The sequence below is a fragment of the Ruegeria sp. CDSC052 genome (assembly GCF_059610685.1).
Window position 1 is genome coordinate 38,670 of sequence record NZ_JBXWOB010000012.1, and the last position, 11,476, is coordinate 50,145.

11 protein-coding genes are annotated in these 11,476 nt (G+C 56.7%); 6 read left to right on the forward strand and 5 right to left on the reverse strand.

Annotated elements, in window-relative coordinates; genetic code table 11:
* Positions 1 to 2: 2 nt before the first annotated feature.
* Genes mnmG through AC2FIM_RS16420 form a run of 4 tightly spaced genes read left to right on the forward strand, consistent with a single transcriptional unit; the run spans position 3 to position 4,194 of the window.
* Positions 3 to 1,871 carry a tRNA uridine-5-carboxymethylaminomethyl(34) synthesis enzyme MnmG gene (mnmG, locus tag AC2FIM_RS16405; RefSeq protein WP_281973387.1) on the forward strand — a complete coding sequence of 623 codons (1,869 nt, stop codon included), beginning with the start codon at positions 3 to 5 and terminating at the stop codon, positions 1,869 to 1,871.
* A complete protein-coding gene (rsmG, locus tag AC2FIM_RS16410; RefSeq protein WP_496678651.1) occupies positions 1,868 to 2,482 on the forward strand; it encodes a 16S rRNA (guanine(527)-N(7))-methyltransferase RsmG in 615 nt (204 codons plus the stop codon). Before mnmG ends, rsmG begins: the two co-directional genes overlap by 4 nt.
* A complete protein-coding gene (locus AC2FIM_RS16415; protein WP_142637414.1) occupies positions 2,475 to 3,278 on the forward strand; it encodes a ParA family protein in 804 nt (267 codons plus the stop codon). Before rsmG ends, AC2FIM_RS16415 begins: the two co-directional genes overlap by 8 nt.
* A gap of 19 nt (positions 3,279 to 3,297) precedes the next feature.
* Positions 3,298 to 4,194: a ParB/RepB/Spo0J family partition protein gene (locus AC2FIM_RS16420; RefSeq protein WP_142637412.1), complete on the forward strand. Its 897-nt coding sequence runs from the start codon at positions 3,298 to 3,300 to the stop codon at positions 4,192 to 4,194.
* On the opposite strand, the gene AC2FIM_RS16425 is transcribed toward AC2FIM_RS16420, so the two are convergent.
* From AC2FIM_RS16425 to rph, 4 genes are read right to left on the reverse strand one after another with little or no spacing between them, the layout of a single operon-like run.
* Complete coding sequence (locus AC2FIM_RS16425; protein ID WP_142637410.1) at positions 4,184 to 4,537, reverse strand: YbaN family protein; 354 nt, start codon at positions 4,535 to 4,537, stop codon at positions 4,184 to 4,186. The genes AC2FIM_RS16420 and AC2FIM_RS16425 overlap by 11 nt on opposite strands.
* 3 nt (positions 4,538 to 4,540) lie before the next feature.
* Positions 4,541 to 5,695, reverse strand: coding sequence for a radical SAM family heme chaperone HemW (hemW, locus tag AC2FIM_RS16430; RefSeq protein ID WP_496732172.1), 1,155 nt, complete (start codon positions 5,693 to 5,695; stop codon positions 4,541 to 4,543).
* Positions 5,685 to 6,299 (reverse strand): RdgB/HAM1 family non-canonical purine NTP pyrophosphatase, encoded by a 615-nt coding sequence (rdgB, locus tag AC2FIM_RS16435; RefSeq protein ID WP_496678655.1) that lies wholly within the window; start codon positions 6,297 to 6,299, stop codon positions 5,685 to 5,687. Before rdgB ends, hemW begins: the two co-directional genes overlap by 11 nt.
* Positions 6,296 to 7,009: a ribonuclease PH gene (gene rph / locus AC2FIM_RS16440; RefSeq protein WP_271950610.1), complete on the reverse strand. Its 714-nt coding sequence runs from the start codon at positions 7,007 to 7,009 to the stop codon at positions 6,296 to 6,298. Before rph ends, rdgB begins: the two co-directional genes overlap by 4 nt.
* A gap of 112 nt (positions 7,010 to 7,121) precedes the next feature.
* Between rph and hrcA the strand changes: the two genes are divergently transcribed.
* On the forward strand, positions 7,122 to 8,186 hold the full coding sequence (gene hrcA, locus AC2FIM_RS16445; RefSeq protein ID WP_271950608.1) for a heat-inducible transcriptional repressor HrcA: 1,065 nt from the start codon (positions 7,122 to 7,124) through the stop codon (positions 8,184 to 8,186).
* Between the two features lie 10 nt (positions 8,187 to 8,196).
* Entirely contained in the window at positions 8,197 to 8,760 is a 564-nt protein-coding gene (locus AC2FIM_RS16450; protein WP_142637400.1) for a nucleotide exchange factor GrpE, read from the forward strand.
* Positions 8,761 to 8,792: 32 nt separating this feature from the next.
* Here AC2FIM_RS16450 and mutS read toward each other — a convergent pair whose 3' ends face one another.
* Positions 8,793 to 11,405, reverse strand: coding sequence for a DNA mismatch repair protein MutS (gene mutS / locus AC2FIM_RS16455; RefSeq protein ID WP_496678697.1), 2,613 nt, complete (start codon positions 11,403 to 11,405; stop codon positions 8,793 to 8,795).
* Positions 11,406 to 11,476: the final 71 nt, after the last annotated feature.

Consider the following 11,476-nt stretch of genomic DNA (forward strand, 5'->3'; position numbering starts at 1 on the left):
ACGTGAAACATTCGGATTTTGACGTCGTCGTTATCGGAGCGGGCCACGCCGGAACAGAGGCGGCCCATGCGGCCGCCCGGATGGGTGCGACTACCGCCCTTGTGACTCTGTCGGCCACTGATATCGGCGTAATGTCCTGTAACCCCGCTATCGGGGGCCTCGGCAAAGGGCATCTTGTTCGCGAAATTGACGCGTTGGACGGGGTGATGGGGCGCGTCGCAGACCAGGCGGGAATTCAGTTTCGTTTGCTGAATCGCCGTAAAGGCCCCGCAGTTCAGGGGCCCAGAACGCAGGCAGACCGGGCTTTGTACCGAGCTGCGATGCAGCGAGAAACCACGGCACAGCCGAACCTCAGCGTCGTAGTCGGCGAGGTGACAGATTTCCTGGTGAATGGACCTGCTGTTACCGGAATTCGATTGGCGGATGAGTCTGAAATACGGGCCGGCGCTGTGATCCTGACGTCTGGGACATTTTTGAGAGGCGTTATTCACATTGGTGACGTATCGCGCCCTGGCGGGCGTATGGGGGACCGTCCCTCGGTAAAGCTGGCCGAGCGTTTGGATCGCCTTAACCTGCCGCTAGGACGCTTGAAAACGGGGACACCGCCCCGGCTGGATGGTCGGACGATTGATTGGTCAGGTCTCGAACGTCAGGACGGCGATGATGAACCTACGCTGTTCTCATTCCTTTCGATGGGGGTGGTGGCACCGCAGATTTCTTGCGGGATTACGCATACCAATGCCAGAACACATGAGATCATTGAAAAGAATCTTTCCAGATCGGCGATGTATGGGGGACATATTGACGGTATAGGCCCCAGATATTGCCCTTCGATCGAAGATAAGATTGTGCGGTTTGCGGATAAGGAATCTCATCAGATTTTCCTCGAGCCAGAAGGTGTGAATGATCACACAATCTATCCGAATGGAATTTCTACCTCACTGCCACAGGATGTTCAGGTCGATTATGTCAGATCCATTAAGGGGCTGGAAAAGGCAGAGATCCTCCAACCTGGCTACGCCATCGAATATGACTACGTAGATCCTCGCGTTCTGACATCATCACTGTCGTTGCCTGAGGCGCCAGGACTATATCTTGCGGGTCAGATTAACGGCACCACAGGATATGAGGAAGCTGCAGCTCAGGGAATGGTGGCTGGCCTCAATGCTGCCCTTCAGGTCTCGGGTCGGGATCCAATCCATTTCACGCGTTCCGACAGTTATATTGGCGTCATGGTCGATGACCTGACTACTCGCGGAGTGGCAGAACCTTATCGGATGTTTACCTCACGGGCAGAGTTTAGATTGTCTTTGCGCGCCGATAATGCCGACCAACGACTGACACCTATTGGCATACGCCTAGGTTGCGTAAGCGAGACGCGCCGCAAGCACTTCTCTGAAAAAATGGAGAAGTTGGAGGCTGCAAAAAAGAAGCTCACAGATCATACCTATACTCCGAAAGAAGTGCGAGAAGCTGGTATCAAGGTCAATCAGGATGGCAATCGCCGCGATGGTATGGCGATTTTGGCCTTTCCTGATGTGAGCTTTGAGGACCTTGTTCCCTTGATTCCTGAGTTGCAGGACGTTGAATCAGGCATTCGGCAGCAAGTGGAACGCGATGCGCTGTATGCGAATTATATCGAGCGGCAAAGACGTGATGTCGAAGCGATGAAACGCGATGAAGCCTATGAGATTCCGCGTGATTTTGACTTCTTCGCATTGGATGGGCTGTCGTCAGAGATGAAGCAGAAGTTGTCCAACGCCCGTCCCGAGAATGTAGCGCAGGCAAGCCGGATAGAGGGTGTGACGCCGGCTGCGCTGACTCTGGTGTTGGCCAAGCTTCGCCGCGATCAGAGGGTGCGCAAAGCATGAAGGAAGAGCTGTTTGACGGTCTGAATGTTTCACGTGAAACATATGATCGACTGGCAACATATGTTGACCTTGTCGAGCGCTGGAACCCGAAAATCAACCTCGTATCGCGCAAAAGCTTGTCCGAAATCTGGACACGGCACATTTTGGATTCCGTTCAGGTTTTTCGATGTGCCGAGAACTTTTCGCATTGGGTTGATATTGGAAGTGGTGGCGGGTTTCCTGGTATGGTCTGTGCAATCATGGCGATTGAAGAAGCGCCAGACGCAAAATTTACCTTTGTTGAAAGCGATCAGCGAAAATCTGCGTTTTTACGCAATGTATCCCGGGAATGTGGCGCAAACTGTAAAGTGGTGGCGAAACGCATTGAAGCGGTGGACCCCCTGAATGCAGATGTTTTGTCTGCCCGCGCCTTGGCAGATCTCGGGGTATTATTATCTTTTTGTGACAGACATTTAGGCGATTCTGGCGTCGCTTTGTTGCCGAAAGGTGTAAGCTGGAAAAAAGAGGTACAGGATGCGCAGGAAGAATGGAATTTCACCTGTGATCCGATTACAAGTTTAACAGAACCCCAAGCCGTCATCCTCAAGGTCAAAGGAGTATCACGTGGTTGATCTATCTCGTCCCTCAGGCCCCCGGATCATAGCGGTAGCCAACCAGAAGGGCGGGGTTGGGAAGACGACAACAGCCATTAACTTGGCAGCAGGCCTGGCCGAGGCCGGATGCAGGGTTTTAGTGGTTGATCTGGATCCACAGGGAAATGCTTCAACCGGTTTAGGCGTCGAGGATCGAGATTGGACAACTTATGATCTGATTCTGGATGATGCGCCTTTGGATGCGGTCGTTCAGGACTCGGAGATTGAAGGTATTCTCGTTGTCCCCGCTACGGTAGACCTCAGTTCCGCCGATATCGAACTGATTTCGAACGAAAAACGCAGCTATTTACTGCATGACGCGTTACGCCAGACTGCTATTGATAAGTACGATCTGGATTTCGTCCTGATTGACTGTCCGCCATCGCTGAATCTTCTGACGGTAAACGCGATGGTCGCAGCGCATTCCGTACTGGTGCCATTGCAAAGCGAGTTTTTCGCATTAGAGGGTTTGTCTCAGCTCATGCTGACCATTCGCGAGGTGCGACAGACTGCGAATCCAGACCTCAGAATCGAAGGTGTTGTGCTGACTATGTATGACAACCGCAACAACTTGTCCCGTCAGGTCGAAAAAGACGCACGTGACAATCTGGGTGAGATGGTATTTAAAACCAAAATACCCAGAAATGTGCGGGTCAGTGAGGCTCCGTCATACGCGTTGCCGGTTTTGCAATATGACTCGGGGTCTCTGGGCGCGATGGCCTATCGGCATTTGGCCCGGGAAGTCATGCATAAGAACAATAAAACCGCAGTCTGAGCGGTACTAGGAGGACCCTGTGACAGCCAGAAAATCAAAACCAAGAGGGTTGGGTCGCGGGCTTTCGGCGTTGATGGCAGATGTCACACAAGAGCCCCAGGGACGCGTGCCAACTGATTCACGGCGGCCGGACCTGACGATTCCAATCGAAAAGCTTCACGCAAACCCAAATCAGCCGCGCCGCACCTTTGCCCGGGAACATCTGGATGAGCTTGCCGCTTCGGTCAAAGAGAAGGGGATCATTCAGCCTCTGATCGTCCGAGAAATTGCCGAAGGCGATTATGAAATCGTCGCGGGTGAACGCCGCTGGCGCGCGGCGCAAATGGCGCAGTTGCATGATATCCCCGTTATCGTTCGCGATTTTGATGACACTGAGGTTCTGGAAGTCGCCATTATCGAAAACATTCAGCGCGCGGATTTGAATGCGGTGGAAGAGGCGGCCGGCTATAAGCAGCTGATGGACCGCTTTGGTCATACGCAAGAAAAGCTGGCTGAAGCATTGGGCAAAAGCCGCAGTCATATTGCCAATTTGCTGCGCCTGTTGTCCCTGCCAATGGATGTACAAACCCTTGTAATAGAAGGAAAATTATCGGCTGGCCATGCGCGAACGCTGATCACGGCCGAGAATGCCTCGGACCTTGCAAAGCAAATTGTCAAAGATGGGCTGTCGGTGCGGGCAACGGAAGCGCTGGTGAAGAAGCAACAGCAGGGGGATGCGGCCCGACCGGCACCAAGGTCTCGGGATCTGAATGCGGGTAAAGATGCGGATACCCGGGCGCTGGAAAAGGATCTTTCCGCGATACTGGCGATGAAAGTGGCGATCAATCACAAAGCGGGCTCGGAAACGGGGCAGGTGGTCCTGACCTATGAGAACCTGGATCAACTGGATGATCTTTGTTCCAAGCTCAGCCGCTAGGGCGGGTCCAGATAAAGAACATCACGCCGCCTAGTACAATCGCCTGGATGATCAGGACATGAGACGGCGCAGACATCATGACCGATAATCCAAATACAGCGGTGACCGACAGGGTGGCCGCCTTTTTTGCGGCCGGACGAATCGCGCCTGAACTCTGCCAATCGACGATCATTGGGCCAAACAGTCGGTGCGTTATCAGCCAGCTATGCAGCCGTGAAGACGAGCGGGCAAAGAAGAAGGCGGCGAGTAGCAGAAATGGAACCGTTGGTAGTAGGGGAAGTACCACCCCAACAGCGGCCAGCCCGACACATAACAATCCAAGCCCTGCCCACAGATATTGCATGGTCTACCCCAAAAGTTCGCGGATCACCGCGTTCAAGACGGCCCGCCCTTCGGTTGTGGCCATCAGTCTACCATCCAGCATTTGAACCATGCCGATATCCTGAAGATGGCCCAATGGGTCTTGTGGTAAGGGGTGGCCTGATATTCCCATATATCTATCTATATCTAGCCCGCCGGTAACCCTAAGGCCCATCATAAGGTATTCACTTGCCTGTTCTTCACGCGACAATGCGGCGCGTTCTTTCTCTCCGCTACCACAGGAAGCCGCGTCCAACCACCGCTGCGGATTCAGATAGGTTTCAGTCGCGTATTTCTGGCCATTCTGGGTGATCCGTCCATGGGCGCCGGGGCCAATGCCGACATAGTCACCATAGCGCCAATAGATCAGATTGTGCTGTGATTCCGCGCCGGGGCGGGCGTGGTTCGATACCTCATAGGCGGGCAGACCATGAGCCTCGCAGATCTTTTGCGTGGCCAGATACATATCGGCGGCGCTATCATCCAAGGGCAGGCCGCGTAGCTTGCCCACGGCATAGCGATCACCAAAGGCGGTTCCGTCTTCTATGGTCAGTTGGTACAGCGACAGGTGATCGACCGCCATCGACAGGGCTTCGGTCAACTCTGCGCGCCAGGCATCAGGGGTTTGATGTTGCCGCGCATAGATCAGGTCAAAGCTGACCCGTTCAAAACAATGACGGGCTATGTCATAAGCAGCCCGCGCTTCGGCCACGCTGTGAATGCGGCCCAACCGGCGCAGATCGTCATCATTCAGCGCCTGAACCCCCATTGAGATACGGTTGACGCCTGCTTCCCGGTAGGCTGCGAACCGTCCCGCCTCGACCGAGCTGGGATTGGCTTCAAGTGTGATTTCCATGTCATTGGCGGGGTGCCAAAGGGCGCGGGCGGTATCAATCACTGCGGCGACGGTTTCGGGATCCATCAGAGACGGGGTGCCGCCGCCAAAGAAGATGGTGTTCAGGACACGGTTGGGGGTTTCGGAAGCACTACGGCGCAGCTCGACCAGATATGCATCAAGCCATTGTTTTTGATCAATATTTTTTGAAACATGGCTGTTGAAATCGCAATAGGGGCATTTGGCCTCGCAAAAGGGCCAATGCACATACAGGCCAAAGCCCTCATTGCGCCAATCATCCGCCAAAACAGCCTTTCACGAACATCTCAACCGCGCGACCGCGATGGCTGATCTTGTTCTTTTCCCAGCGATCCATCTCGGCAAAGGTAATGTCATGACCCTCGGGCACAAACATTGGATCATAACCAAAGCCGTCCGCACCGCGAATGGGCCAGACCAGATGGCCGGGGGCGATGCCTTCGAACACCTCGTCATGCCCGTCGGGCCAGGCCAGCACCAGAGTGCATCGGAATTGCGCGGTGCGGGGGTGCGGGGCGTTCTTGGCCTCCAGCTCTTCATGCGCGCGGGTCATCGCCATCAGGAAATCGCGACTATTGCCGGTTTCTGCCCAATCGGCGGTATAGACGCCCGGCGCGCCATTCAGCGCGTCGATGGTGATTCCGGAATCGTCCGACAGCGCAGGCAGGCCGGTCGCGTTGGCCGCGGCATGGGCCTTGATCCGGGCATTGCCGACGAATGTATCCTCGGTCTCTTCCGGTTCAGGCAGGTCCATGTCCGCGGCGCCGATAACAGTGACGCCAAAGGGTTCAAGCAGATGTGCCATCTCCTCAAGCTTGCCTTTGTTATGCGTGGCCACCAGCAACCTGTCGCCGTCGAACTTGCGGGTCATGCGGTGGCGGCCTTTTGCGCAGCAGCCAGTTCACTAACGCCCTGTTCAGCCAGATCCATTAGTTGATCCATCTGAACGCGGCTAAAGACCGAGCCCTCGGCGCTCATTTGAACTTCGATCAATTTGCCGGACCCGGTCATGATAAAGTTGCCGTCCACGCCGGCTTCGCTGTCTTCGGGGTAATCCAGATCCAGCACCGATTGACCGGCGTAAATACCGCAGGACACGGCCGCAACCGGGTCAACCAGCGGGTCCGAGATCACGTCCCCGGCCTTCATCAGCTTGTTCACCGCCAGCCGCAGTGCAACCCAGCCACCGGTGATCGAGGCACATCGGGTGCCACCATCGGCCTGGATCACATCGCAGTCGACGGTGATCTGGCGTTCACCCAGGGCAACCCGATCAACACCTGCACGCAGGGCACGGCCGATCAAACGCTGGATTTCCACGGTACGACCACCCTGCTTACCGCTGGCAGCCTCGCGCCGCATCCGTGTATTGGTCGCACGGGGCAGCATGCCGTATTCAGCGGTAACCCAGCCCAGGCCCGAACCCTTGATGAACGGTGGCACGCGATCTTCGATCGTGGCAGTGCACAACACATGGGTATCGCCCATCTTAATCAGGCAGGAACCTTCGGCATGTTTGGTAAATCCCGTTTCGATTGAAACGGCGCGCATTTCGTTTAGATCACGTCCTGAGGGTCGCATGGGAATTCCTTTGTTTGCTGGTTTGGGGATACCGCCCCGCAGCGTCAGGATGCAACCCTGATTGACCTTTCGCCTACCTGCTATTTAATGGCCATCCAGCAGAGGATTGCCGATGAGTGACGCAAGCAAAGTTCTGAACGAGATGAATGACCGGTCGCGCGAGGTGTTTCGGCTGATTGTCGAAAGCTATCTGGATAGCGGTGAGCCTGTCGGCAGCCGTACCCTGACGCGCACTTTATCGGAAAAAGTCAGTGCGGCGACGGTTCGCAATGTGATGCAGGATCTTGAGTTTCTGGGCCTGCTCGACAGCCCGCATGTCAGTGCGGGGCGGATTCCGACGCAACACGGGTTACGGATGTTCGTGGACGGATTGCTGGAGGTCGGTGATCTGGGCGCGGATGACCGGCAGAAGCTGGACGACACACTGGGCGCTAACTCGGGGGATGTCGGCGGGATGCTTGACCGTGTCGGTGCGGCCTTGTCACACGTGACACAAGGGGCCTCACTGGTTTTGACGCCGAAACACGAAGCGGAAATCAAACATATCGAATTTGTGTCGCTTGGGCATGACAGGGCCCTGGTGGTTTTGGTCTTTTCCGACGGTCAGGTGGAAAACCGGCTGTTCAAGCCGCCACCCGGGCAAACGCCCAGCTCGATGCGGGAAGCGGCGAATTTTCTGAACGCCCTGATCGAGGGCCGCACAATCAGCGAGGCTCGCCGTCAGATGCTGACCCAGATCGATGCGCGGAAACAGGAAATTGACGTGCTGGCCCGTGAAATGGTCGACAGCGGCATGGCCGCATGGGACGGGGATGATGGCGACTCGGCTCGTTTGATCGTCCGAGGGCGGGCGAATCTGCTGGGTGAACGTGGCGAAGCAGATGAGTTGGAGCGCATTCGCACCCTGTTTGACGACCTCGAACGCAAGCGCGACATCGCCGAATTTCTGGAATTGACCGAAGAAGGCGAAGGTGTGCGCATTTTTATCGGGTCTGAGAACAAACTTTTCTCACTTTCGGGTTCCTCTTTGGTGGTGTCTCCATATATGAACGCTGATCGTAAGATAATCGGTGCGGTTGGGGTCATCGGGCCCACACGTCTGAATTATGGACGGATCGTGCCGATCGTGGATTATACGGCGCAACTGGTCGGCAAACTGATATCCGACCGGAGCTAGAGGGTAAGAGATGGCAGAGCCCAAGAACGAAGATTTTCTGGACGATATCGCAACGGCCGAGGCCGAAGAGCTGGCAGATGAATTTGCTGAGATCAGCGAAGAAGCGCTGGAGCTGGATGAGCTGCGCGCCGAGCGCGACGACTACAAAGACAAATTCATGCGTGCATTGGCCGATGCGGAAAACGCGCGCAAGCGCGGCGACAAGGCACGGCGCGATGCCGAACAGTATGGCGGCTCGAAACTGGCCCGTGACATGCTGCCGGTCTATGACAATATGAAACGCGCGCTTGAGGCCGCAACCGACGAGCAGAAAGAGGTCGCAGGCGCTTTGCTGGAAGGTGTTGAACTGACCATGCGCGCGCTGAAGGACGTGTTTCAGAAACACGGGATTCAGGTGATCACGCCAGAAGTTGGCGATCGGTTTGACCCCAATGTGCATGAGGCGATGTTCGAGGCCCCCGTGCCCGGAACACGCGCCGGTGACATCATCCAGGTATCTGCAGAAGGCTTTATGCTGTACGACCGGCTCTTGCGCCCCGCGCAGGTGGGCGTGTCGTCCACGCCGGCAAGCTAAGCGCTTAAGATATCATTCAATTATTGAGGCGGTCAGGATCTGGCCGCCCCTTTCAATTTATAGATCAGGTCCAATGCCTCGCGCGGGCTTAGCTCATCCGGCAAGATCTCACCCAACATATCCGCAACGGGTGAAGCTTTTGGGGGAGGCGGTGGCGGCGGGGCAGCCGAGAACAGCGGCAGATCGTCGATCAAAGCCTTTTGCTTGCCGCCTTCGCGTTCGGTTTTCTCCAGCTGGTCCAGCACAACGCGGGCACGTTCGACAACGGATGCCGGCAGGCCAGCCAGTTGCGCCACCTGGACACCATAGGACCGGTCTGCGGCGCCTTTGTGAACCTCGTGCAAAAAGATCACTTCGCCCTCCCATTCCTTGACCGCAACGGTGGCGTTGTCGACACCTTCCAGATTTCCGGCCAGCGCGGTCAGCTCGTGATAATGCGTTGCAAACAGCGCGCGACATTTATTGGCGGCGTGCAGATGTTCGAGCGTGGCCCAAGCGATGGAAAGCCCGTCATAGGTGGCCGTCCCGCGTCCGATTTCATCCAGAATGACCAGCGCATGATCGTCGGCTTGATTGAGGATGGCGGCGGTTTCGACCATTTCAACCATAAAGGTCGACCGACCCCTGGCCAGATCGTCAGATGCCCCGACACGGCTGAACAGCTGGCTGACTACACCGATATAGGCTTGTTCGGCTGGAACATAGCTGCCCATCTGTGCAAGCAGGGCGATCAGCGCATTCTGCCGCAGGAAGGTTGATTTACCCGCCATGTTGGGGCCGGTCAGCAACCAGATTGCAGCACCATCTTCGGCGCTGAGATCACAATCATTGGCGATAAACGCGTCACCGCTTTGTTGGCGCAGCGCATGTTCAACAACCGGATGCCGCCCGCCCTGTATATCAAAGGCACGAGAGGCATCGACCTGCGGGCGACACCAGTTCTCGCCCCGTGCCAGATCGGCCAGCGCAGTGGTTAGGTCCAGTTCTGCCAGCCCGCGCGCGGCTTGGTTCAGCTGCGCAGCACGGGTAAGAATCTCATCAGAAAGCCTTTGATAGAGCCGCTTTTCGATCTCCAAAGCATGATTTCCGGCGTTCAGGATACGGGTTTCGATCTCGGACAGTTCTACTGTCGTGAACCGCACCTGATTGGCCGTGGTTTGCCGGTGGATATAGGTTTCGGAGTACGGCGGGTTCAACATCTTTTCGGCATGGGTTGCCGTGGTTTCAATGAAATAGCCCAGCACGTTGTTATGCTTGATCTTCAGTGAGGTGATGCCCGTGTGCTCGGAGTATTTCTTCTGAAACCCGGCGATGACCGAGCGGCCTTCGTCCCGCAGGGTGCGCGCCTCATCCAGTTCCGCGTCATAGCCGGGGGCAATGAAGCCGCCGTCGCGCGCCATCAGAGGCGGCTCGGCCACAAGCGCCTCATCCAGCAGGGTCAGCAGATCATCAAACCCTGTCAGGTTTTGCACCGCAGTGGCCAGCAATACCGGCAGATCTCCGGCATTGCACAGTTCGGCTATGGTTGCAGCCTGCGCCAGCCCGTTGCGGATGGCGGCCAGATCGCGAGGACCGCCGCGTTCCAGCGACAGGCGCGACAAGGCGCGGTCCAAATCGGGGGTTTTGCGCAAGGCATCGCGCAGATCTTGGGCGATCAGGCTGTCATCGGCTGCAAAACTTACCGCATCCAACCGCCCGTGGATCACATCCAGATTGCGCGAGGGGCTGGACAGGCGCTGTTCCAACAACCGCGCGCCGCCCGGCGTGACTGTACGGTCAACCACCGACAAAAGCGATCCGGCGCGCCCGCCAGACAGCGACCGGGTCAGCTCCAGATTGCGGCGCGTTGCGGCGTCGATCTGCACCACGCGGTCCTCGGATTCTTTCAGCGGCGTTTGCAGCAGGGGCAATTTGCCTTTTTGCGTGATCTCCAAATAGTCAATCAATGCGCCCATAGCGGACACTTCGGCCCGGCCAAAATTTCCAAACGCTTCCAGCGCGCCCACGTGAAACAAAGCGCAGATGCGCTTTTCAGCCGCCGTGCTGTCGAAACTGGCGCGGCCAATGGGCGTCAGCGAGATGCCCAGATCGCGGGCAGGTTCGTGCAGGACCTGTTCGGCCCCGTCCGCCACGATCAGCTCCGACGGGGCCAGCCGGGCCAGTTCAGGGCTTAGGCGCACAGAGGTCAAAGGCATCACGTGAAACGCCCCGGTTGAGATATCGGCCCAGGCAAGCGCCGCTTCATCCCTCACCTCGGCATAACAGGCCAGAAAGTTGTGGCGGCGCGCCTCTAGCAGCGCGTCCTCGGTCAGTGTTCCGGGTGTCACCAGCCGGACAACACCGCGCTTTACAACTGATTTAGAGCCTCTCTTCTTTGCCTCAACCGGGCTTTCCATCTGTTCGCAAACGGCCACGCGAAAGCCTTTTCGGATCAGCGTCAGCAGGTACCCTTCGGCGGCATGGACCGGCACACCGCACATCGGAATGTCGGCGTCGTTGTGCTTGCCGCGTTTGGTCAGGGCGATGTCCAGCGCCTCGGCGGCGTTGACGGCATCCTCGAAAAACATCTCGTAGAAATCGCCCATCCGGTAAAACAGAAGGGCGTCGGCATGGGCCTCTTTGATTTCGAGATATTGCGCCATCATCGGCGTGACTGTGGACAAGGTTGATCCCTTTTGACGGCGTTCGGTCGCGACCTTACAAATCCGCCATCTGG